Source organism: Lacipirellula sp. (genome assembly GCF_965279485.1).
Taxonomy (GTDB): domain Bacteria; phylum Planctomycetota; class Planctomycetia; order Pirellulales; family Lacipirellulaceae; genus Lacipirellula.
On sequence record NZ_CBDIIC010000002.1, the window covers coordinates 5,156,378 to 5,179,273 of the forward strand.

Here is a 22,896-nt window from a genome sequence, read left to right on the forward strand (position 1 = left end):
CGGGGCCGCACGGAAGATTTAGTGTGTGCGAAAGCTTGACGATTGTGCGGGTGCAAGCGGCGCCAAGCGATGACGGCGCGGCGCGGTTGCTTACAGCACTCGTTTGCCAGCGTGCTGGCAACTGCATCGCAGGCGAGTTTACCGGCTGCAAGGCGGATTAGTGATTAAACAAGAACGCCGGGCTGTTGATGAGCGCCCATGCAAGATCCTGCACCGCTGCGAGTCGCGGATTGGCGAGCAGGCGGGCCGCCTCTTCGAGCGAGCGATACTCGGCGTCGCTCTGCAGGTAATGGCCGAGCAGCTTGGCTCGCTCGGGCTCGCTCAGCTCACGCGCGGCAAGGAGGGCTCGCCACGGCGCCGGCTGCTCAGGCTGTGTGAGGGTGGCTTCGGCGGCGGTGGTGGCGATGCGGACCCGGCCCAGCAAATGATTGCCGCCGAGGAACTGCTGATCAAGTTCGATGGTGATTCGCGTTCTCGCTCGAGCGACGAGCGGCCGCGAGAGCGTGAAGATCGCCGTGTGCGTTTGGCCGAACTGCGGAGCAATCGCCCAGCCGGTTTCGGCTTTGCCGTCGATGGCCCGCGCGACGTCGTACCCGTCCTGGCCGAAATCAGCCTCGGCGGTGCGGAATTTCAAGCGCCGAAGCTTATCGGGCGACGCCGCGTCAGACGCGAACGCCCGAATCTCGCTGAGCACAAAGTTGCCGTCTGGCCCCCGGCCGGGGCCGCGGGCGGGGAACTGGTCGTCAGCAAGCGTCTCCAAACGGATCGCGCGGATTTCGCCGAGCGGCGCCTCGAACGTGAGTTTGTACGTCCCTAGCCCCGTGCCGCCGGTGGAAACAATCGACCCATCGTCGACGGCGGTGAGCGTAGCGCCCATGCTGGGCGTCGCTCCGAGTGCCGCGAGAGTTTTCCATTCGACCGGTCGATTCGCGGCCCGCCACGCATTGAACCCCGGTTCGAGCGCCGCAGCCCGCGCGGCGACGGCCGCTGCGAGGACGGCGCCTTCATCGCTCGGCGCGGCAAGCATTTCGACGCCGGCTGATCGTTCTTCAGGCGTCGGTGCGCGATTCAGTACGCGCACAAAGACTTCGTCGACAAGCTTTTCGTTGTCTGCGGTCGCCGCGGCGAGCTTCGCCAGCTCGCTGTCAGGATCGCTGATTGCCGCAGCAAACGTCGGTCCGTTGAGCAGCGCCATCACGGGCCCAAGCTGCAGATCGCTCGATCGTTCGCATTCGCAGCCGCTCTCGCGGGCGGGGCGGCCGAGCTTCGACAGCAGGCCGCTTTCGACTTCGATCATCGAATCAGGCAGCGCCGCCGCCCGCGTTCCCGCCGGCACGCCGGGGAACTGCGACTTCGAACCAACAACGCGGAAAACCGCGTCGTAGAGCGCTTCGGCCGGCAACCGACGGGGCAGGGCGTGCGAGTAATTCCGCAGATCGTCGGCGTTCCAGCGATTCGTTTGGTGCGAGAGCTGATACGTTCGCGAGTTGCAAATGAGGCGAATGAGTTGCCGCACGTCGAACTTGCTGCCGACGAACTCGTCGGTGAGGTACGCGAGCAGCTCGGGGTTGGTCGCCGGGTTGCCGGCGCGGATGTCGTCGATCGGTCCGATGAGGCCGGCGCCGAGCAGGTGAGCCCACACGCGGTTGGCGTAGCTGCTGGCGAAGTACGGGTTTTCGGCGGAGGCGATCCAGTCGGCAGCCTGCTGGCGGAGCGTTTGATTCGCTTGCTCATTCTCGGTGCGGGGACTCTTCACTGGGAACGGGAACTTCGCCGGGGCCGGCTTGCCGGTACGGAGGTGCGTCATCACGCCGCCGGGAGTATCCGCGACGATCTCAAACAGCGGTTGCGCCGCCTCGACCGCGGAACCCGACACGGTGCGATCACCGCTGGCGGGATCTTTCTCCAGCTTCACGTCGGCGAAGTACGCCGCCCAACCGTAGTAGTTGTCTTGCGTCCACTTTTCAAATGGATGGTCGTGGCATTTGTTGCAGTTGAAACGAACGCCGAGGAAGACCTGCGTCGAGGTCTCCGCCATCAGGTCGGGCGTGCGGAGCGCCTTGAAGTACGAACCAGCCGGATGCTCGCGGTTCGAACCGGCGGCCGTGAAAATCTCGTGCACGAATTGATCGTACGGGCGATTCTCCGCGACGGCGGTGCGGATCCACTGGCGGAAGCCCGCGGCGCCTTCGCTGCCGAGGAACTTGCCGTTCACCATCAACAGGTCGGCCCAGCGGTTCGTGAAATGCTCAATGAAGTCGTCGCTGCCGATTAATTCATCGATGACGGCGGAGCGCTTCGTGCGGCTGTCGCGATCGTCGGCGAGAAACGCCCGCACCTGGTCGGCCGTCGGCGGCAGGCCGGTGAGATCGAGGTGGACGCGTCGCAAGAATTCTTGGTCGGTGCAAAGTCCGCTCGCGGCGATCTTCATGCGAGCGAGCTTCGCGTCGACGAGTTCGTCGATGTGGTTGTAAACCGGCTGCGGCTCCGCAGCGAACCCTTCGCGATCGCCCATTACGGTGAGCGTCGTCGCCGCGTAGGCGCCTTCGTAACGGGCGAGCAGGGGCGCTTCGCCGCGGCGGAGGGCGGTCACCCGTCCAGTCGCGTCGGCGGTGGCCGTTTCGGTATCGCCGCTTTCGATGAAGGCGTCCTCGGTAACGTCGCGTTCGCTGCCGTCGCTGTAGCGGGCGATCACCTGCATTGCGAGCGTTTCGTCGGTGTCGTTCACCACCGGGTTTTGCGGGGCGAGCGCGATCGACACGACCCTTGGGGCGTCGGGATTAAAGCGGGCGCCCTCGGCAATCCACCGACGCATGACTTCATACCGCCGCGAGCCGACTTCGGTGACGGCGTTGCCCCCGTGCGGCACGGCGCCGATCGCCTTCATCAGCATTAAGCTTGCCGCGGGATCCGCGCGGTTGATGCGGCGAGCGGCCAGATCGTCGGTGAGCGCACGATGATCGCCCAGCGGGTTGTACCCGCGGAGCGACAGCATAAAACCGTTTTGCCCTTCGCGTGAACCGTGGCAAGTCCCCGAGTTGCAGCCGAGCTTGGCGAGCACCGGCATCACGTCGGTGAGGAATTCAACTGGCGGCTGATTGGCGTCGGCGGCGATCGGCGCGGCGGCGTCAACGAGCGTCAGTTCAAACGCATTGAACTCCGCCAGGAGTCGTCCATCTTCGGGCGCGTGAATTCTTACCACGCCATCAGCCCCGCCGGTGACGAGGCCCTTGCCGTCAGCCTGAAACGCAATCGCGTAGACCGGCGGCAACTCGCCGGTCGCGGTCGCCACCAGCTCGGCGCCGTCGCGGTTGTAAGCTTCGATGCGGGCCTTTTCTTCGGGCGAGCGTTGGTCGACTGTTTTGCCTTGAATCAGCTTCACGTCATCCGGAGGCAGCAGCGCGTCGGGGACATTGAAGAGTTGTACATGCCCGCGCCCCTCGTGGCTGCTGGCCGCGGCGAGGCGCGTGCCGTCGGGGCTGAACGCCACGGCAAAGATGCGGCCCGGCATCGCGGGGTAGGCCCGCACAAGATTGCTGTCGTCGCCGATCTTCCGCTCGACGACGCGGTGCATCATGTAGGTTCGCGGAATTCCCTCGCCGCCGCCGACCGCCACGAGGTCGCGTTGCGGGTGACGAGCGATCGCGAAGATCGGTCCGCCGGGAACGCCGGGCGAGACGGCCGTGATGTTGTCGACGAAGCGGCCCGATGCTGTTTCAACGAGCTTAAGCGTCTGATCGCGCGAGCCCGTGACGACATGCTTGCCGTCAACGGAGAACACTGCGTCGAGCACCCAGTCGGAGTGGGCGCCTTGTTCAATTTGCTGGACGCCATCTTCCGCCGCGACGACGCGGAGATTACTGTCGGAGCCGCCGAAGGCAATCGATTTTCCGTCGGGACTCCACGCAGCGCCGCTCAGTGTGTCGGCCGTCGCAGTGCGCGAGACAAGCAACTCGCCGCCCGCGACGTCCCAGATTTGCAACTCGCCAAGTTCGCCCGGCTGACCGCCGACGACGGCAAGCTTCGACCCATCGGGCGAGAAGCGGAGCGATTCGACGCGCGACGACAAGCCAATCAAGCGGCGCACAACGAGGCGCTCGCCTTGGGCGGCGGCTTTCGCATCGAGCAGTAATGTTTCGTTGACGCCCGAAACGGCGATCAATGCTCCGTCCGGAGAAACGTCGAGCGCGGTGATCGTCGCCGGTTTGCTGTATGTCGGCGGGTGCTCGGCGTCGAAGTGAGGGCGGTCCGATTCGGCATCGATCTTGGCGCCTTCCGTGACCCACCGCGTCAGCAGCAGAATCTGCTCAGCAGCGAGCGGCTTACCATCCTTCGGCATCGCGGCCGCGCCGGTTTCATCGGGTGTGATTTGCGCGAGCAGTTCGCTCGCGTCGACGTTGCTGGGCGTCACGACGGCGAGGCCGCTATCGCCCGCGCCAAACAAGCCTGCACGGGCCGTCAGATCGACGCCCCCTTCGAGTCGCGCCGGCTGGTGACAACCTTGGCAGTTGGCGCGCAGAATCGGCAGTACCTCGCGCTGGTAGCTGACGGGGGCGAGTTCCGCGGGCGAGACGGCGTCACCCTGAGCAACGCCGCCAATCGCCAGCAAGGCGCATAGCACCGCGCCGAAACGAAGACGCAGCGACCTGAGAGGACATTCCGGCATGAAGAGAGACCTGCGGCAGCGGGCCAAAACGACTCTTCGATTATAACCGAACGGCCGCAAAAGGGGCGATGACTTCGCACTGCCGGCCTCTCCGGGCAACCGCTAGAGCCGGTAAATCCCCTCTCGGCAGCCCTCACCACCACCCAATCAGCTTCCAATACGGCAGCCCAATGCCGAGCCACACGACGAGGTGGAACACCGCCACGCCGAAGCCGACGGCAAACCAGCGGCGGGTCGTCACGTAGTCGAAGCCGGAGTAAATGACGACCTGCCCGGTAGAGTAGTTCGTCAGGCAGCCGCACAGATTCGAAAAGTACGAGATCATCGGAATGATCAGCATCGCCGGGCTGCCCGCGGCGTGGGCGACGACGAAAAACGCCCCCGCCATCGCCATAATGTGTCCGGTCATCATCGAGAACGCGTACATCGAGAAAAAGTAAATCAGCCCAAGCGCCACGGCGGCGGTGACGCCATGCAGGCCGACGACCTGGTCTCTCATGAGCGCGGCGAACCAGTCGATGACTCCTTCGCTCTTGAGATACTTCGCCATGCCGACGAGGCCCCCGAGCCAAATGAGCGAATCCCAAGCGGCTCGATCGCCGGTAAGATCAGTCCAGCGGTCGATATTCAGGATGAGAATGACGGCAATTCCGGCGAGGGCGATCCCAGCGGCGTAGACGCCATGGTAGGGCTCGAGGGCCCAGGCGATCACCATTGCCACGAGCAGCAAGCCGACGGCGATTTGCTTGCCGCTCCAAGGGCCCATCGCCTTCAATTCGTCGACCGCCTCCTGCCGCGCCTCGGGCGAGTGAGTGAGGTCGGGCTTGTGGAGTTTGAATAAGATCCATGGCAGCAGCGCGAAGCCGACTAGCCCCATCGGCCAACTGCCGCGAAGCCAATTTATCCAGTCCCAATCGTCGACGCCGAGCGCATCGCGGGCGAAGATCGCAAGCTGCGGGTTCGCCGCCATGCCGGTGAAGAACATCGCGGACGCGATGAGATTGGCGTGCGCCCCGCAGAGCACCAAGTACCCGCCGGTGCGGCGACGTTCGCCGTGGGGCGTAGCGCCGAGCGCGAGAGCGAGCGAATTGACGATCGGCGCCATCACGGCGCCTCCGCGAGCTGTGGCGGCGGGAATGATCGGGCCGAGGATTAACTCGCTGCCGGCGATTGCGTAGCCGAGCCCCAGGGTCGTTTGCCCCAGCGAGCGGATCAGCATGAGTGCGATCCGCCGGCCGAAGCCGGTGCGGACGACCGTTCCCGACAGCAAAAACGCCGCGACGACGAGCCAGACCGTCGCGTCGGCGAAGCCGCTCAACATGCCCTCGACCGCTTTGGCGCCTGTGCCGAACGCACCAGCAAACAGCAACGTCAACAAGGCCACGAGAACGAGCGGCCCCATTGCCAGGGGGCGCGTGAGGAAGCCGACGATCGTCGCGATGAAGACCGAGGCAAACCACCAAGCGTTCATCGTGAGCCCGTCCGGCGGTCCGGCGGCGACCATCGCGCCGCCGACGGCAAGCACCGGGGCCCAACGGGCCAACGAATCGCCTAATTGGCGCGAGGAGTCAGACAAGCCACGGCTCCATGCGCTGAGCGGCAGGAAAGGGCGGACGAGGACGGGAATCAGCGAAGCGTTAAAAAAAGAGCGTGGCGAAGAAGCAACGTCTTCGCCACGCTTTGAAGTTGTTCGGGCGAACGCCCATCATGCTACTGAAAATCGCTAGAGCTAACACCCCTCGACTTCAGTTTGTTTCTAGCCAGCCGATCACTGCGGTAAGGCTTCGGCCGGATTGATCAGCGAACCGGGTTCGCCGGTCTTCTGCTCGCCAGGTTTCGGAACAGGCAAGCCGGCTTCGCGAGCTTTGTGAGCTGCGATCGCCCCATCGTACTTCCGCGACTGATCATTGATTTCCAGCAATTCCCATAAGGCGAACCGATTGGCGACTTCTTCGTCTTCGAGACTCAAGTCGAGTTGCTCCAACACCTTCGCGTAAGCGTCAATAAACTCCATGAGATCGCCGCCGGTGGTTGAATCACGCGGCATTTCCGGGAACTGATCGAGCGCCTTGCCCCACTCGACGAAGCATTGTTCGTAGAGTCCCATCGCCGCTTCCGGATCGGCGTCTTTGAACCGCAGCGCCGCCTGATGCGCAAGTTCGCGAGCCTTGAGCGACTCGGGAGTCTGCTCCAGGTCGCAGCGGATCCGCCAATACTCGTAGTTCGCAACGTCGCGATTGCTGCCAATCAGATTGGCGCGACGATTCGCGTCTTCGATGCGAGTCGCCAAGCTCTGCGCCTGAGCGGCCTTGTCTGGCTGATCTTTCGCGATTCGCGCGGCGATCTTCGCGACCGTGACGTCCATCAACGCCGAAGCCTCTTGCTGCCACTTTTGCTCGTCCGGCGTCGGGCTCATCGGCGAAGATTCCCAGACGCGGCGCTGATCAGGCGTCAATTCCGCCTGAGCGTCGTCTTTCATCTTCTGCTCAATGCCCGGGCTTAGTGCATCAAGCTCGTTGCGAAGGCGAGCGGCTTCAAGCTTCCACTTCGTTTCGTCGTTGAGCGCGATCAGGAAATCGTCGGTCGACTTCATCTCGCGGTCGCCGTACTCCTTCCAGAGCCGGGCGCCTTCGCGCCACGCGCGTTTCGCCGTTTCGCCGAAGGTGCCTTCTTCTTCGAGGGCTTCGGCGTGGCTGATTTGCGAACGCGCCGGCGAATCGAAAAAGGTCGTTGGATTCATCGTCGACAGGGACTGACCCTTTTCGTCGACCGCCGCGACGGCTTGCTCGTACCAACGCTTCGACGCCAACCAATTGTCGCGGAGCGCTGGGTTATCGTCGGGGTTGAGCTCTTCATCGAGCTTGTAGAGCTTGCGGTAGATCTCGTGCTCGTCGGCGCGGCCGACCTTGTTGCCGGTGAACCAGCCGAGGTCGTCGAGCAGACGAGGATGGTCGCGGTTGTAGCCGACCCCTTCGAGCAGGTACTGGATGCCCTGCTTCACGTAGTAGAAGCGGTCGCGGACGTTGTCGAGTTCGACCGAAACGTTGTACGACAGATTCCAGGCCTGGTACTGCCACACCTTGATGAAGTAAGGCTGCAGGCGGGCGAGTTGTTCGAGCGTCGATTGGAACGCGGTCCAGTCTTCGGTCTTCTTGTAGTTGTTGGCGGCGTTCCAGAGCATCGTCACGGCGATGCCGCGGAGTCCGAGCGTCGCGAGGCGGATGGTTTCGCTCGCGGGGTCGATGGCGCCGAGGTCAGCTTGCCCAAGGCGAGCTTCGGTTCGCTCCTTCGCGAGCACGCCGCCTTGATCGCCGGGGCTTGAGGGCCGGCCGAGCCAAACGATCGGCGCCGCGATCATCATCAGGATGAGCACGTAGACGATCTTGCGGAAGGCGGAGCTATTGGAGTTCATCGCTTACCTCGATTGGTCAGGCATTTGGCTGACCGCGTTGATCTGAACGTTCGGAGCTAGCTATCCTTCGCAGCGGCGTCGACTTTGGTTCGATTCGTCCGCAGCATCCGGCTGGCTACGCGTCTGGCGGCAGCCGATCCTTACTTAGCGACTTCCCGGGTCCGCAGCAGGAAGTAACCCAAAATCGACAGGCCTACCACGTAGCCGATGCAGACTGTCATGTCCTGGAAGACTCGATCCCACGGGACATTGTACCCGTCGGCTGCATACCGAACCGTGCTGAACGCGCTGAAGTCGGGCAAGCACTGGGCGACCGCCCACATGATGGGCTTCGCAAAGAACCGGTCGAAACCGCTCACCAGGTTGTTGAGCAGCGTGTCGTCAAGCGCCGTCATGACGTTTGCTTGCGTGGCTATACGAACGACCGATTCGGCCGGGCCGCCGCCGTACGACTTGCCCGTGGCGATGTCGACGAAGTCTTGCCGCCAGAAGCCGAGGATGATGAAGCCGACGACGAACAGCATCGCCACCGGGCCGCTCACCAGCGTGCTGATCGTGACGCCTACCGACACGACGATGACGGCTTGCACCCAGATGCTCATGCAGACCTTCACGAAGCTTGCGATTGGCGAGCCGTCGGGATGGCGGATGTACATGTCGGCCTGAGCGAAGCCGAAGTACTGGCCGCGATCGAGGCACTTCACCAGGACTTCGATCTGGCCCTCTTTGCTTACCAGGTCTTTGAAGAGGTCGATCTCTTGCCGTGCCTGCGAGTACTGCTTCCGCGGAATGTTGAATTCGTCGACCTGCTGGTCTTGAGCATCGAAGCTGAGCGGTTCGCTGGTGAGCTGCGTTTCTGGATTACGGAGTTGGATGGTCCCTTGCAGCGCTTGGCCGATGATCCCCTTGTGCGTACGAAAGACGCGGACGGTGAGCGCCAGTCTCAGCGCTCGTTCGTCTTCCGGCACGCCTGCATCGAGAGCGTCGGTGACGTTGTCGAAGGTCCAGATCGCGGTCGCCGGCGTGTTGCCGTCGATAAAGCTGCGGTAGGCCCATTCGTTGCCGACGCTGATGCCAGTGTCCTTCGCGGCGCCGCCGCGGTCGATGAACCGAAGCTTGCCGTATTGCGGCACGCGGGCGCGAATAAACCCGAGCGGCGGCGAGACGCGGTACTTGTCGTCGCCAATCGACTCGACCATGTGAGTGTGACCGTTCTCGACGGTCGTCTCGCCGTTACCTTCTGCGTCGAGCGAGAACTCGTGGCGGTGATCGGCGTCGCGGGTCGTCTTTCCCTTCTTGCCGGCGGCAGAGCCGTCCGGGGCAGTGACGATTTCGAAACTCTCGGCTTCAACGCCGTGTGAGTGATCGAGCGAGCGAACGACGAAGATGTAGCTGCCGATGCCCATAATGGCCAGCAGCACGGTGATCACGATCGAGAAGCCAATGATGCGGCCGAGGATGATTTCACCCGCGCGAACCGGCTTCGTGACGACGGTGTAAATCGTCTTCGACTTGAAATCGCCCGGCAGGCTGAATGCACTCAAGAGGAGCGCAACGCCCAGCACGAGGTACGTCGAAGCAGTGAGAACGAAGCTAAGGTAAAGCCGAGCTGGATCTTGGTGGCTCGTGCTGAGGAACCAGTTTGCGAACAACAGCACCAGGAAGAAGACGCCGAGGGCCACGGCGACGCGGCGTCGCATCGATTCCTTGATCGCCAGCCGGGCAATCGCCCAGACGCGGCGGGGCGACGTTTGGACGAGCTCGCGGAGCCCCTCGCTGACCGTCTTGTAGGTGACGTCGCCGCCGCGCAGCAAGCCGTAGCGAGACGCCGAGATCGCGTAGCCGATGACCAGCGCCGCCATGGCGACGCCGACAAACACCAGCGCAAAACTTGCCAGCGCCCCGATCTGGCCATTGCCGCCGGTGATCAGCCACTGAAAGTACGGAAGTAGTTGTTGTTCAACGACCATCGGCAGAGGGGGTAGGGTTCAGGGTTCGGGGTTCAGGAAGATAAGACCAACATCGTTGCGGTAATGCTGTGGTTCACGGGTTCAGAAAGCAGATGTATTCCCTGAACCCTGAACCCTAACGCCTGAACCCTCTACTTTGCTCCCGCTCGGCGACCGGGACGGGCCTCGCTGTCGCGGACGATTTCCAGGAACAGCTCTTCGAGCGTCGTCGTCGGGTTGTCGAGCGAAATCAACTCGCCATGATGGCGGGCGATGACGTCGCGCAACTCGTTCTGGCAATCGACCGAAAGATTCTTCGCCTTCAACTGGGTGACATCGGCCACTTTCAGCAGCTCGTCGACGCGGCCCAGTTCCTTCAGCTCGCCTTGGTGCAGAATCGCGATGCGATCGCAGACGTCCTGCACGTCGGCCAGCAAGTGGCTGCACATGACGATCGTCTTCCCCTCGTCCTTGAGACGCAGGATCATGTCCTTCATCTCGCGGGTGCCGATCGGGTCGAGGCCGCTCGTCGGCTCGTCGAGCATGATCAGCTCGGGGTCGTTGATCAGAGCCTGAGCCAAGCCGATGCGGCGGGTCATGCCCTTAGAGTATTCCTGCAGCTGCCGCTTGCGGGCCTTTTGTAGGCCGACCATTTCGATGAGCTCGTCGATCCGTTGGCGGCGGACCTCGGCGGGCATGTCGAACAATCGGCCGTAGAAGTCGAGCGTTTCGTCCGCCGTTAGAAACCGGTAGAGGTACGACTCTTCGGGCAAGTAGCCAAGGCGTTCGTTCTTAGCGACGTCGCTGGCCGGTTTGCCGAAGACGAGCGCTTCGCCTTCCGTCGGGAACAACAGCCCAAGCAGCAGCTTGATCGTCGTCGTCTTGCCCGAGCCGTTCGGCCCGAGCAGGCCGAAGACCTCGCCGCGGCGGACTTCGAGATCGAGACCTTTGAGGGCTCGGACTTTTTGGCGGCCCCAGAAGTCGCGGTAAACCTTCGAAAGGGCCCGCGTTTGGAGAATAATTTCGTCGCTCATAGGCGCAGTCGTGGGTCAGCGAATCGGAAAAGAAAATGGCTCGTTCGAGATCGGCGGGCCCCGAGGGCGGCATTCGCCGCCACGCGAGCGAGAATCCGGCGTAACACGCACTACGACGGAGAGAGCGCGATGGTTCAGCGACCGTAATAGGCCGCTTCCAGGCGTCCTCAACTCGCTCCAAGTGAAACGCCGAGTATAAGTTGCGGCCAAATCAGCGACAAGGAGCGGCGACCGCTTGGATGCGGCTCTCCGCTGGGGAAAGCAGCCCTGGCGTTAACCTGTGCCACACAACCGGTACAGCCCGCAGCGCGACAGCGCTTTTCAGCCCCGGGCTCCGCCCGGGGGTCGGCCACCACATCGCGCGACATCGCCAGACGGAATGGGAACCCACCCCCGGACGGAGCCCGGGGCTAGAGGGCATGCGAGAGCATGCCCAGAGTCGATCGGCTCAACGCGGCGTTTGCGCGACGCTCGGAGCCTGGAGCGGCACGTACCGCACCGACAGCCCGTCAATTTGAGCGCGGCCAATCCCCCCGAGGGCGATCGTCAGTCGCAGCTCCGCCCCAGGCGTCGGTGCGCGAAGCAGCCGGAACGGCCGCCACTCGGGCGACGATTCGATCCGGATCGCTCCTTCGCTGCCGCCGACCGAGTCGAAAATCAGCAGCGGATCGCTCGAACCGAGCGGCGGCTCTGGCACCCTTACCAAGCCGCTGATTTCTAGCAGATGTCCTGGCGGGACTTGCAGGGGCGGCGAGGTGACCCACACCGGCGCCGCCGGCAGAGAAGGGGGCGTCGAATCGGCCAGGTTGCTCTGGACCTGCAGTTCCAGGCAGTAGGCGCCTTGGCCGGGGGCCTCGGGCGAAAGCCGCACCGCCGTTGTCACTCCCATCGGCGGGCGTTCGAACCGCTGCCATCCTGACTGCAGCACTTGGTTGAGGTCTTCAAAATCGCCGCCCGGCACCGATTGCGGCAAGGAACCAGTCGGCAGCGCGCCCTCAAGCGCCCGCAACTCGGCCAGCGTCGTCCAATCGAGTGGCAACGGCGCCGACCCCACCGGCAGCGACGGTGCCACCGTCGCCGCGACGCGGCGGAGCGATTCGTCGAGCAGCCGCTCCGCCTCAGCGGCGTAGCCGAAGACCGCCGCATGGTCGCCGCGCTGCAGCATTTCGGCCACCGCCGTCATCTGAGCGTCAACGGGGGCAATTTCGGCTCGCGCGTCGATCCCTGGAATTTTGGCGAGCGCCTCGACCGCTTGCTGCCGCCGGAGAGCTGCGAGGTCGATTCTCGCTTGTGCCGCCCGCGGCGCATGTTGCCGCAAGTAGCGTTCAATGTGTGAGTAAGCGTAGCCGTCCTCGGTCACGAGGAGAAAGGCGTCGTCGGGCATGTGGTCGACGGTGATCTGCAGGCCGCCGGTGACCCGCTTCGCGGGCAGGCGGTGCGAGCCAGCGATCGAAAGCAGATAGGCATCGGACGATTCAGGGACGCCTGGAAGCTTGAACGAGATCGGTTGTGGCTTCGATCGTTCCGCGGGTGCGGGGAAGTTGTCGCTCCACCGCATTGGAACGATCAGGTGCGAACGCTCGACCTTGATGACCAACCCGCTGAGATCGGGGCGGCTGGATTGCGCCACCGTCACTGATTTGCCGCCGGCCAGCCACGGTTCGGCTAGGCCCAGCCGCAAGTTGGTTAGCTCCAGGGCGAGGCCGCGGATTTGGTTCTCGGGCTCGCCCCCCGCGAGGCTGGCGTTCGATTGGAAGCAGAAGCCGCGCGGAGCAATGCCAAACGCCGCGGAGGTTGCCATCGAGAGTTCGTGAAACGTCGCCGGGACAATCGCCGCGGCAGTGCCGCGCATCGCGCCGAGTTGGGCGCCAAAGTGGGGGCCGCAGTGCGTTTCCACGCTGACCCACAACGGCGTGCCGCCTCGCACCAACCTTCGCTGCTGCCCCAACCAGGCCCCATACGACGGCCACGGCAGCGACGAACCCAGGGTCGGCCGGCCGATCATCACCAGGTCGGCAATCCTGCTTGCTTCGCGCGTCATGCCGGTCGGCCGCAGTAATACCGGCCGCGCCGGGTCTGATTCGTAATACTCGATCGCCTGTGCCCAGCGGTGGCAGACTTCCAGATCTCCCGGTTCGGCGAGCTTGCCCAGATCCCAGGCCATCACTTGCGAGAATCGGCCGTCCAGCGGCAGCGTTCGCATTTGCTCAGGCGTTGGCGGTTCGCAAATGATGAACATGCCAAGGCGGCGCGCCTCGGCAATTTCGCTGTCGACGGGTGGGCGCCCCATCCACACCGCATCGAACCCCAGCTTCTGCAAGAACGCCAGCGGCTCGCCTTGCCATTGAATAATCCGCGGCGCGACGGGCGGCTTGCCACTCGCGGCGGCGACCGGCGGCGCGGCGGTTGCCGGCGCCGTATGGGCGGCGGGAATGACGCCCGCCACCGGCAGCACTTCGTTCGGCGCCGAGCCCGGCGCTTTGCCGCCGACATTTAGCACGCCGTACACCGCAATTTGATCAACCCACAGTTCGGTGACCCCGGGGCCGCCGGGGGCGAGGATCACCATCTGCGTGACGAACGCTCCGCGCTCGTCGATGTTGCCGCCGTACTTGGCCCGCGCGACGCGCACCTGAGCCGGCAACTCGCGCGAGAGCTCACTGAACTCAAACTGCTCCCAATCGCCACCTTTGCCGTTCTCTCCCGAGCGGACGAGCAACTGCCGGGGTTCACCGGTTTCCTTGTCAATCGACCGCGGCAAGGTCACCATCGCGGCGAGCTGCGCGCCGGGGCGGTTGCACGAGACCAGTGCCGCGAGCCGCGTTTCGGAAAGGATAACGGCTTGCGGAACGTTGTAGGCGAGTTGCACCGAATGGCCGGCCGGCGCCGCGAAGCAAATGCGCTCCGAGGCCTTCCCGAATCGCTGCCGACCACTCTCGATCGTGTGGCTGAGGAGGCGAATTTCGGACGACGGATTTAGCAGTTGGAGCGCCGGCGTCGCACCATCCATATTGTCCAGCAACACGGGGGACGATTGCGACGATTCGAACGTTTGCGCATGCGCAACCCCGCAAAACGCCCATGCAAGTATTGCAGCAAGCACTGAGATTCTTGCGCACCAGCGACAAACCGATGCGCACCAGCTTCGCTTTATCGTCTCCATGCATACAATCGCTGTGGCCAGACAAGAAATGACGGAGCCGCACGCGGATGTGGCTTCGCTCTCCCGGGATCGCCCGCCGACGGTCGACCTTCAGCACCCATGTTGCGGCAGGGCAACATTCGCTGATAGCGACGCGGCTCGACGTAACTCGTGCTTGTATCAGTCTTTCCGCACAGGGGCCAGATCAAGTCGAGGCGTTTCCGCCACAGGCAGGGTGGCAGCACGACTCGAACCGCCAATTGCTTGCTGCACGTTAACTCTTTTCACTACAATGCTTTGCAGCAAGTAGGCGTTGGTCTGGAATGACCGTGGCACGAGCAGTGCCTTAGAGGGTGGCGTCAGCAAGCCACCCGGAGACGCACGATGAACAACACGCCAGATTCGATCGCGACCAGCCAAGACCAGATCCCTGCCGACCTCCTTCGTTTGTCGGAGGCGATCCACGGCATGCCGGAGCCTTACGCCGCTCAGCTCGCTCCGCTGGTCGACGCCGTGATGGAAAGCACCAAGCGCCGCCGCCGGATTCTCACCCTCGTCCAGGACGCCCTCAGCCAGCTCCGCCTCGACATGAAGTACCTCATGTTCGATTTGGAAGCAACGCGTCGCGAACGTGACGAATATCGGCTAAAGTTGGAAGAGTAAGCATGCGGCGGCTGGCGACACGGGGCAATGTCGCGCGGACGGCGCTCGCGGAGAGTTCGCCCTCTCAACCGGTCGACTCTCCAACAGTTCCCATTTTCCGTTGATATCCCCTAACGGCTCGCTCGGCGTCGATTTCGAGGCGGCCTCTTCTGCGCCATGACCACTACCCTCACCGCTGAGAAGCTGGCGCAACGGGCCGTCGACTGCAACGTCCTTTCCGAGCAGGAGCTTAACGGCGTCTGGGCCGAATTCGGCACCCGCGCCGTCGATTACGAGCCGTTCAAGCAAGCTCTCGTCCGGCGCGGCTTGCTTACCAACTATCAGCTCGATCGGCTGATCGAAGGGCATCGCAACGGCTTCCTCTATGGCGACTACAAGATCCTCTACGGCGTCGGCGCCGGAACATTCGCGAGAGTGTTCCGCGCCACGCACATCCACACCGGCGAACTGTTCGCCGTGAAGGTCTTGCGCGCCCGTTACAGTCGCGCCGGCGCGGATGACAAACGCGACCTGTTCCGGCGTGAAGGGGAACTTGGCGCGCAGCTCAAGCACCCCAACATCGTCGGCATCCACGAGGTCGTCTCGAGCGGCGCCCTCAACTACATCGTGATGGACTTCGTCGAAGGGCAGAACCTTCGCGACTTTTACAAAGTGCGCGGCAAGTTCGATCCGCTCCACGCGACGCGGATCGCCGCCGACATGATGGCGGGGCTGAATTACGGGTTCCTTAAGGGAATCACGCACCGCGATCTGAAGATGTCGAACGTCATCGTCTCTAGCGACGGCGACGCGAAAATTCTCGACTTCGGCCTCGCCGGGGTCGAAGGCGCCGAAGCCGACGAAGCGAATCCGCGGACTATCGATTACGCCGGGCTCGAACGGGCCACCAACGTCCGCAAGGACGACACGCGAAGCGATATCTTTTTCTCCGGCTGCATCTACTACCAGATGCTCTGCGGCAAGCCGGCGCTCGCCGAAACGCGCGAACGCTCGCAACGGTTGAGCAAGTCGCGATTCATGGACATCAAGCCAATTCTCGACGTCGCGCCCGAAGTGCCGCTGGCGCTCGCGCGGATTGTCACCAAGTCGCTCGAACTCGACCCCAGCCGCCGCTATCAGACGCCGGGCGAAATGCTCGCCGATTTGAAGGTCGCCGCGAAAAAGGTCGCCGAAGCCAAGGACAATCCCGCGCTACTCGAAGAGCAGGTGAAGCTCGAAGGCCAGGACGATGCCGGCGAGCCGCGCAAACTGATGATCGTCGAAGGCGATCACAAGATGCAGGACCTGTTCCGCGAGCTGTTCAAAAAGCAGGGCTACCGCGTCCTCGTAACGACCGACCCGGAACGCCTGTTTCAGCGGATTTACGACGACGTGAAGGCGTTCGACGTCATCATGCTCAGCTCTGGCCAATTGGGTCGCGACGCGCTCGACGCCTTTAATAAACTCGGCGGCGACATGCGGACGAAGCTGATCCCGACTGTGCTGCTGCTCGGCGACGGGCACGCCGTGCTCGAACCCGAAGCCCAGGCGAGCCCCAGCCGCGTCGTGGCGAAGATGCCGCTCAAAGGCCGCGACTTGCGCGCGGCGATTTTGAAAGCCCTGGCAGGCAAGCAGTCCGCGTAGCTCGCGCGGCACAGAACCCTCTGCCGCGCCGCTGGACTGGTCGCTTAAGCGACCAGTCCGAACCCTCGCAAGAGCCTACTCGCTCGCCGCGCGACGTGGAGTGCGTTAAATTCTCTTGTTCTGCGACGTCGCGTCTCAGAACCCAATCATCCGCAGCGCCAGCCGCGCGACCACCACGTAAGCGTTGTCCCAAGCATCGGGTCGCAGAAACGCCACGGGAGCCTGCGGTGCGCCAACGAACGGGCGCAACAGCCACGCCAGTTGAATCGCTACGGCAATGTAAATGGCGCCCCACGCGATCAGCAGTTTGCGATGCCGCGGATTGCGGGCGATCAGCGGCCGGTAGAACTCGCGGAGCAGGTACTGAGCAGCCAAGCTAGCGCCGGCGAACATGATGCCGTTGAAGAACAGTGCGCTGTTGTAGTTTGTCGACGAGGCGTACCACAGCAGCGTCAACGGCGCGAACGCTGCGAGCACGATCGCCAGCCCCGCCTGCGCGGCGACGAGCGCCCGCAGCGATTCAGCAAAATCTCGCCGCAAGCCGAGCAGCGTGCTCAGCACGAAGAAGCTTGGCAAGCCGATGACAAACGAGCAGGTGAGCAGCAGCGGCACCTTCACCGCTGAGTAGAAAATCTGTTTCAGCCACTCGTCTTCGCGCGCCAGCAGCCGAAACGTCCCCATCGCGGCGCCGTAGAAAAAAGCGAACGCCGTCAAATTCAGAATCAAACGGGGTAGCGCTCGCGACGTCGCCCCGGACTGCGTCGTCCAAGGCGCGCGGCGGAGGATGTCGTCGGCATAGGCGAGTGGTGAGACCATGCGCTAGTCCCCGAGGAGCACTTTGCGCAGGGCGCCGAGCACCGAGGCGAAGAAGTTCGAATCACGTTCGCGGAACCAACTGAACGGCAGTTCCGGCGTGCCGATGAATGGCCGCATCACCCAGCCCATTTGGGCGCCAACGAGGGCGAACAACACCACCCAGCAGCGGAAAACCGTTCGCGTGTGTTGAGCGAAGAATTCGCCTTCCGGCATGTCGATGGCGCTCGTTTCCAGCGCGGCGTCTGAAGCCACGGGAGTCAGCACGACTTCGTCGACGGTGTCGTCGACAGCCGCATCGACTACGACCGCATCGACCACGGCTGTCGCGGCGATTGGCTTGCTCCGCCGCTCTTCGCCGCCCGTCATGCGATGGAGCGTTTGCAGCAGAAACATTAGCCCGAGCGTTCCCGCCACGGCGAACACGGCGACGTTCAGCAGCACGATGAACGCGTGGCTGCTGGTGCTTACCGAGAAGAATGCGACGATCGGCCCGAGCGATGCGAGCACCGTGGTGTTCACTGCCAGCGAAGCGAACAGCAGCCGGAACATCCCCAGCGGCCGCAACCGCGAGCCGACGAGGGCGTTGAATACATAAAGCGACGGCAACGTCACGAGGAGCGTCAGGAAAAACAGGGCCGGCGTCTTCACCACTGATGCGAAGACCTGCATGTAGCGATCGTTCGTGTCGGCCAGTGCCGGCGGCACTGTTTTAAGGAGCGAGAAACTCCCCATGCAGAGGCCGTAAATCATCCCCATCGCGATCACGACGAAGACCATCCGTCGAGCGCGGATGTCGAGCCCTTTCTCGGCCAGCAGTTGCGGCGTCGTCCGTTCGCCGCGGAGAAGCTCGTCGACTTCACGCAGGCTGTTGATTAGCAGTTGCTTCATGATGGACTGTGAAGGGCAGGGGGGCGGAGGCCGTCCGCTTCAGCGGCCCCCGGGAAGGGGAAAGATCCGCTCAAGCATAGTTTATGCAACACCGTTCAAGATTCACCCATCCATAATGGCGGCGAAACCGTCAAATGTAAACCAATTCGCCGTCGTTTTTGGTGTTCGACGCCTGCGTTGACTTTTTTCATTGCTCTTTGTCGATTTTTTTGGCTATAACTCCTCCCGCCCAGCGAATCGTTCGCAGGCTTACGTCCCCGCAGGATCTCAGGAGTATTCAATGGACCGGAAATACATCGCTGCACTTCTTCTCGGCGTCGCAGTTGGCGGGTTGCTGACGAGCGCGGGGCGGGAGCCTGTCATCGCTGCCGAGGCGACCACTCCAGCCGCGTCGGCGGCGCCGTTGCAGGTGGTCGCGTACGCCTCGGGCCTCACCGGCTTCTTCGATCCGGCGGAAAAGAAGTTGTACTTGTACGGCGCCGACCTGAAGACGCCGTTCATGACGGCCGAGATCGACGAACTGGGGAAGCCGCTCAAGGTCACTCAGCTGGTAAAGTAGCGGCAGCCTGCCGGAGTGCCGTTACAGTGCTGGCAGATTGAGCCGCATCCAATCGCTGCCCGAATTGGCCGGCAGCGAGCTGGTGGCTTGTCGCGAAACGCGCCGCTGCAGTCGACGCAGCTTTCGCACGACCACCTTGCTGTGGATCGGTTCGCTCTCGTTCATGCCGAGCATTTCCATCACCTTGCGCGCCTGTGACGACCAGCCGCCGATTTGGAAGATCGCGTCGTCAAACGAATGGTGATGCTTCACGCGATACTGGTAGGGAGTTCGTTTCAACGCCGCATCGAGGGCTGCGTCCTCGCGCTCGTGCGGGTGCCGTTCGGCAACAATTACTTCAATCGGCTGCCGACCGCCTGCGGACGAAACGGTGAAGTCCCTCTCGCTCAGTTCCTTGGCGAGCCGGACTTCGATGGGAAAAGAGGCTGCGTGTTCCGCGGCAATCTGCCGCAAGGTATGCAGCGTCTGCGGGAAGTGGGCGATCAACGCCAGCGCGGGGGGCGGCGGCGAAGTTTGGCAAATCGAATCGACCGCCGCAGCGATGCCGGCGTACTTGGCGGCGTCGTTCACCCAAATCGCTTCGGGCAAGGTTTCGATGTTGGCGGGCTCGGCCCTCAACCAATCAAACCAGCCCATGCTGCATCCTTATGATTCGGCCGAGACCTGACGCTACGGGCACCCCAGCTCTTTTTCCAGCTGGTGGATCTTCTCCACCCGCCGCTCGTGTCGGCCCCCTTCGAACGGCGTCGTCAGCCAAACTTCGACCATCCGCTCGACGGTCCGCGGGCTGAGCATGTCGGCCGAGAGGCAGAGGACGTTGAGGTCGTTGTGCCGGCGGCTAATCTCGGCGGTCACTTCGTCGTTGCAGGGCGCCGCGCGGACGCCGGAGAATTTGTTGGCGGTGATCGCCATGCCGATGCCGGTGCCGCAAATCAGGACGCCGCGCTCGGCGGCGCCTTGGCTTACCTTCTTCGCGACGAGGACCGCAAAGTCGGGATAGTCGACCGATTCAGTCGCGCACGTCCCCTCGTCGAGGACTTCATGCCCCTTCGAACGGAGCATGCCGATAAGTTGCTCCTTGAGGTGGTAACCGCGATGGTCGCTGCCGATGGCGATGCGCATGGCACTGACGCCCTATGAAGATGTGGAACGAATGCGTCGCTGCGTAAAGGAAAACTCTGACTCTGTTTCGAAACTCAGTTGATCGATCGCCGTGACGGGTTTGTCGTCGCTGCAAACTGCCTGCTAAAGCCGGCAGTCCGATCGTGAAATTCACAACTCACTCACCTACTCACCCCCCCAATGCCCCACCTCGCCCCTACGTGAACTTTAGCTCTTTAACCCGCTGCCGGAGGGCTTCCTCAATCTGGTTGGCGCACTGCTCGTACACCTCCATCGGGCAGCCGATCGGGTCTTCAATGTCGGTATTGTCGGGTTGCACGAGGAACGTCCGCGTCGACGCCTCGGGCCAGCGGCGGATGATCGCCTGCCGGTGGGCGCCGGTAAGGGCCAAAATGAGGTCGGCCTGGCGGACGAGCTTCTCCGTTAGCGGCTGCGATTCGTGCCGCACGAGGTCGAGCCCCCGTTCCTTCATCGTGCTAATTGCTTCGGGCGCCGCCCCGCCGCCGGGAGCCGCCGACACGCCAGCCGAGGAAACCAGCACGCCGCGCTGTTCGACTTCTTCAATCTTGCAGCCAAGTTGTTCCGCTACGAGTTTGCGTAGCAGCACTTCGGCCATCGGACTGCGGCAGGTGTTGCCGGTGCAAACGATCACAATCAACATACTGGCCAGCCGTTCCAATGCCGACGCGGGGACGACCCCCTCGCGCAGGCATTCGTAAGAGTCGTCGCGAGCCCGCACGACCGTCGACGGCTGACCGTAGCGGCAAGGGCCGTCGTCGATCACCAGCCCGACATGCGGCCCGATGCTGCGAATCGCCTCTTCCGCGGTCACCGCATCGGGTTGGCCGGAAAGATTGGCACTGGTCAGCGCGATCGGCCCCGCCAACATGTGCAGCACGTCGAGCACCGCGCTATGGGCCGGCACTCGCAAGCCGACTTCGCCGTTTGGAGCAACCGCCGCACGAACTTCCGCCGGCAGTTGCCGCAGCAGGCTTTCGTCTTCACCGTGTTTGACGACTAGCGTGATCGGCCCCGGCCAGCAGCGCCGCGCGAGGCGTTGCGCCTTCACCCCCAGCGTCGGAGCGTAATCGATCGCATCTTCCACGCTACGAATCGCTAGCGCCAGCGGCGAGTTGTGCGACCGTCCCTTCGCTTCGAAAATTCGCCGCACCCCGTCGGCCCGCCGCGCGCTCGCCGCCAGCCCATAGACGGTCTCGGTCGGAAAGACGACCAGCTTCCCCTCGGCCAACGTCTGCACGGCGCGATGAACCACATCGCGGCTGTCTTCGGTCTTGCGGAGATTGATGACGATGGGGGGCATAGATCCAATCTATCGAGGCGGGCGTTCGCTCAACGAGGTGGCCGTCAATTCGGCGGACAGAGCGGGTGCAAACGATTTAGTCGGCGGCGCGCGGAGCGACTCAGTTGAGGTACGGACCGAATCCCAGTCGCTGGCGTGAATACGCTGGCCGACGTGCAGCGCTCGACCCCTGCGCTGCCCCACTGACGAATAACGACTCTGAACTATATCTCTGCTCGCCGTCGACGGTCAAGCTGCTGCAGGCTTGCCGTACGAGGCAAAAGTGGTTGTGCGCAAAGGGGTTACGTTTCGGTAAGGAGCACTCGTTCGGCGTCCACGCCGCTCTGTCGACTGCCGGCGATTTACCAGCTGATCATATCGAAAATCCAATTCTTACCCCGGATCGGCGAACGTCGAGTGCCGGGGCAGATTGCGAACGGAAATGTGAGTCGCCGTGAGTTCGAATGGCGCGATTTTGATGATTCCATCGATTGCCCGGTCCGCCCTGCTGCGGCGAACGATCGTCCCGTCTGAAACCGCGCTCTCCGTGCAACTCGCCGCGCAATGCGAGTTTGTTCCCCCTCCGCTTGCCCCCACGCCCCGCCGCGGAGAAACTTGGGGCTGCCGGTCCGCAACGCTGTTCCGTATAGCGTCACTTCACAGAAAGAAACGGTACATGAGCGATAGCGCCTCGATCGAAAAGCAAGCCGCCGAGTTCGCCGCCCGCTACAAAGCTGTTCGCGAGCAAATCGGCCGCGTCATCGTCGGCCACGACGACATCGTCCACGGCGTGCTCACCTGCCTCTTCGTCGGCGGCCACTGCCTGCTCGAAGGCGTCCCCGGCCTCGGCAAAACGCTCCTCATCCGTACGCTGGCCGAGACGCTCGACCTGCAGTTCTCGCGCATCCAGTTCACGCCCGACCTGATGCCCGCCGACATCCTCGGCACGAACATGGTCGTCGAAAACCCCGACGGCCGCCGCACCTTCGAATTCCAAAAAGGCCCGATCTTCACGCAGATTTGCCTGGCGGACGAAATCAACCGCGCGACGCCGAAGACGCAATCGGCGATGCTTGAAACGATGCAAGAGAAGAAGGTCAGCATCGCTGGCAAGGTCTTCCCGATGGAGCCACCGTTCTTCGTGATGGCGACGCAAAACCCACTGGAGCAAGAGGGCACCTACCCGCTCCCCGAAGCCCAACTCGACCGCTTCTTCTTCAAGCTCATCGTCGGCTATTCGAGCCGCGAGGAACTCTCGACGATCATCGACCGCACCACCCGCGGCGTGGACGTTCGCCCCGAGAAGGTGATGGATGGCCGCGAGATCGTGAAGTGGCAGCAACTCGTCCGCGAAGTGATCATCGCCCCGCACGTGCAAGACTACATCGTGCGGCTCACCCTCGCGACGCACCCCGAGGGCCAGTTCGCGCAACCGATTACGAACCAATACCTCCGCTGGGGCGCCAGCCCGCGCGGCGCCCAAACGGTAACGCTCGCCGCCAAAGTCCGCGCTCTCCTTGGCGGCCGCTACAACGTTAGCTTCGAAGACGTCCGCCGCGTCTTCATCCCCGCGATGCGGCATCGGGTGATCATGAACTTCGAAGCCCAGGCCGAGGGGATCGACGCCGACCACGTCCTCACCGAGATCCTCAAAAAGGTAAGCGAAAAGGGCGAAGACGCGAAGGTGGCGTGAGGAAGTTCCTCTTCTGCTGAGATGCGGCA

At 63.2% G+C, this 22,896-nt stretch carries 15 protein-coding genes; 4 read left to right on the top strand and 11 right to left on the bottom strand.

Annotated features, from left to right (window positions below; translation table 11 throughout):
- Positions 1-157: 157 nt before the first annotated feature.
- The 6 genes from ACQY7R_RS28190 to ACQY7R_RS28215 all read right to left on the bottom strand — a co-directional run bounded on the left by ACQY7R_RS28190 (position 158) and on the right by ACQY7R_RS28215 (position 14,086).
- Entirely contained in the window at positions 158-4,666 is a 4,509-nt protein-coding gene (locus ACQY7R_RS28190) for a DUF1549 domain-containing protein (protein WP_428308856.1), read from the bottom strand.
- 133 nt (positions 4,667-4,799) lie between these two features.
- Positions 4,800-6,242, bottom strand: coding sequence for a DASS family sodium-coupled anion symporter (locus ACQY7R_RS28195; protein ID WP_428308857.1), 1,443 nt, complete (start codon positions 6,240-6,242; stop codon positions 4,800-4,802).
- Positions 6,243-6,434: 192 nt separating this feature from the next.
- Positions 6,435-8,078 (bottom strand): hypothetical protein, encoded by a 1,644-nt coding sequence (locus ACQY7R_RS28200; RefSeq protein ID WP_428308858.1) that lies wholly within the window; start codon positions 8,076-8,078, stop codon positions 6,435-6,437.
- Between the two features lie 140 nt (positions 8,079-8,218).
- On the bottom strand, positions 8,219-10,048 hold the full coding sequence (locus tag ACQY7R_RS28205) for an ABC transporter permease (protein WP_428308859.1): 1,830 nt from the start codon (positions 10,046-10,048) through the stop codon (positions 8,219-8,221).
- Between the two features lie 131 nt (positions 10,049-10,179).
- Entirely contained in the window at positions 10,180-11,061 is an 882-nt protein-coding gene (locus tag ACQY7R_RS28210) for an ABC transporter ATP-binding protein (RefSeq protein WP_428308860.1), read from the bottom strand.
- Between the two features lie 448 nt (positions 11,062-11,509).
- The gene (locus tag ACQY7R_RS28215; RefSeq protein WP_428308861.1) at positions 11,510-14,086 is read right to left on the bottom strand and encodes a hypothetical protein; all 2,577 of its coding nucleotides are present in this window, start codon (positions 14,084-14,086) and stop codon (positions 11,510-11,512) included.
- Between the two features lie 501 nt (positions 14,087-14,587).
- On the opposite strand from ACQY7R_RS28215, the gene ACQY7R_RS28220 reads away from it, so the two are divergent.
- Entirely contained in the window at positions 14,588-14,866 is a 279-nt protein-coding gene (locus ACQY7R_RS28220) for a transcriptional regulator (protein ID WP_152098087.1), read from the top strand.
- Between the two features lie 156 nt (positions 14,867-15,022).
- A complete protein-coding gene (locus tag ACQY7R_RS28225; protein WP_428308862.1) occupies positions 15,023-16,489 on the top strand; it encodes a protein kinase domain-containing protein in 1,467 nt (488 codons plus the stop codon).
- A gap of 135 nt (positions 16,490-16,624) precedes the next feature.
- Here ACQY7R_RS28225 and ACQY7R_RS28230 read toward each other — a convergent pair whose 3' ends face one another.
- On the bottom strand, positions 16,625-17,305 hold the full coding sequence (locus ACQY7R_RS28230) for a hypothetical protein (protein ID WP_428308863.1): 681 nt from the start codon (positions 17,303-17,305) through the stop codon (positions 16,625-16,627).
- 3 nt (positions 17,306-17,308) lie between these two features.
- Positions 17,309-18,193, bottom strand: coding sequence for a hypothetical protein (locus tag ACQY7R_RS28235; RefSeq protein ID WP_428308864.1), 885 nt, complete (start codon positions 18,191-18,193; stop codon positions 17,309-17,311).
- A gap of 280 nt (positions 18,194-18,473) precedes the next feature.
- On the opposite strand from ACQY7R_RS28235, the gene ACQY7R_RS28240 reads away from it, so the two are divergent.
- Entirely contained in the window at positions 18,474-18,752 is a 279-nt protein-coding gene (locus tag ACQY7R_RS28240) for a hypothetical protein (protein WP_428308865.1), read from the top strand.
- Between the two features lie 21 nt (positions 18,753-18,773).
- Here the strand turns inward: ACQY7R_RS28240 and ACQY7R_RS28245 are convergent, their stop codons facing one another.
- The 3 genes from ACQY7R_RS28245 to ACQY7R_RS28255 all read right to left on the bottom strand — a co-directional run bounded on the left by ACQY7R_RS28245 (position 18,774) and on the right by ACQY7R_RS28255 (position 21,195).
- A complete protein-coding gene (locus tag ACQY7R_RS28245; RefSeq protein WP_428308866.1) occupies positions 18,774-19,388 on the bottom strand; it encodes a hypothetical protein in 615 nt (204 codons plus the stop codon).
- A 33-nt stretch (positions 19,389-19,421) separates the two neighbouring features.
- Positions 19,422-19,874 carry a ribose 5-phosphate isomerase B gene (rpiB, locus tag ACQY7R_RS28250; RefSeq protein ID WP_152098090.1) on the bottom strand — a complete coding sequence of 151 codons (453 nt, stop codon included), beginning with the start codon at positions 19,872-19,874 and terminating at the stop codon, positions 19,422-19,424.
- A gap of 196 nt (positions 19,875-20,070) precedes the next feature.
- Positions 20,071-21,195, bottom strand: a complete 1,125-nt coding sequence (locus ACQY7R_RS28255; RefSeq protein ID WP_428308867.1) for an L-threonylcarbamoyladenylate synthase — start codon at positions 21,193-21,195, stop codon at positions 20,071-20,073.
- Between the two features lie 655 nt (positions 21,196-21,850).
- Here ACQY7R_RS28255 and ACQY7R_RS28260 point away from each other — a divergent pair.
- Positions 21,851-22,867 carry an AAA family ATPase gene (locus ACQY7R_RS28260; RefSeq protein ID WP_428308868.1) on the top strand — a complete coding sequence of 339 codons (1,017 nt, stop codon included), beginning with the start codon at positions 21,851-21,853 and terminating at the stop codon, positions 22,865-22,867.
- Positions 22,868-22,896 lie beyond the last annotated feature (29 nt).

Coding starts and splice junctions, on each gene's coding strand:
- rpiB (WP_152098090.1), bottom strand. CDS start 19,874: ATGCGCATCGCCATCGGCAGCGACCATCGCGGTTACCACCTCAAGGAG.
- ACQY7R_RS28235 (WP_428308864.1), bottom strand. CDS start 18,193: ATGAAGCAACTGCTAATCAACAGCCTGCGTGAAGTCGACGAGCTTCTC.
- ACQY7R_RS28205 (WP_428308859.1), bottom strand. CDS start 10,048: ATGGTCGTTGAACAACAACTACTTCCGTACTTTCAGTGGCTGATCACC.
- ACQY7R_RS28245 (WP_428308866.1), bottom strand. CDS start 19,388: ATGGGCTGGTTTGATTGGTTGAGGGCCGAGCCCGCCAACATCGAAACC.
- ACQY7R_RS28230 (WP_428308863.1), bottom strand. CDS start 17,305: ATGGTCTCACCACTCGCCTATGCCGACGACATCCTCCGCCGCGCGCCT.
- ACQY7R_RS28200 (WP_428308858.1), bottom strand. CDS start 8,078: ATGAACTCCAATAGCTCCGCCTTCCGCAAGATCGTCTACGTGCTCATC.
- ACQY7R_RS28225 (WP_428308862.1), top strand. CDS start 15,023: ATGACCACTACCCTCACCGCTGAGAAGCTGGCGCAACGGGCCGTCGAC.
- ACQY7R_RS28210 (WP_428308860.1), bottom strand. CDS start 11,061: ATGAGCGACGAAATTATTCTCCAAACGCGGGCCCTTTCGAAGGTTTAC.
- ACQY7R_RS28190 (WP_428308856.1), bottom strand. CDS start 4,666: ATGCCGGAATGTCCTCTCAGGTCGCTGCGTCTTCGTTTCGGCGCGGTG.
- ACQY7R_RS28260 (WP_428308868.1), top strand. CDS start 21,851: ATGAGCGATAGCGCCTCGATCGAAAAGCAAGCCGCCGAGTTCGCCGCC.
- ACQY7R_RS28255 (WP_428308867.1), bottom strand. CDS start 21,195: ATGCCCCCCATCGTCATCAATCTCCGCAAGACCGAAGACAGCCGCGAT.
- ACQY7R_RS28220 (WP_152098087.1), top strand. CDS start 14,588: ATGAACAACACGCCAGATTCGATCGCGACCAGCCAAGACCAGATCCCT.
- ACQY7R_RS28240 (WP_428308865.1), top strand. CDS start 18,474: ATGGACCGGAAATACATCGCTGCACTTCTTCTCGGCGTCGCAGTTGGC.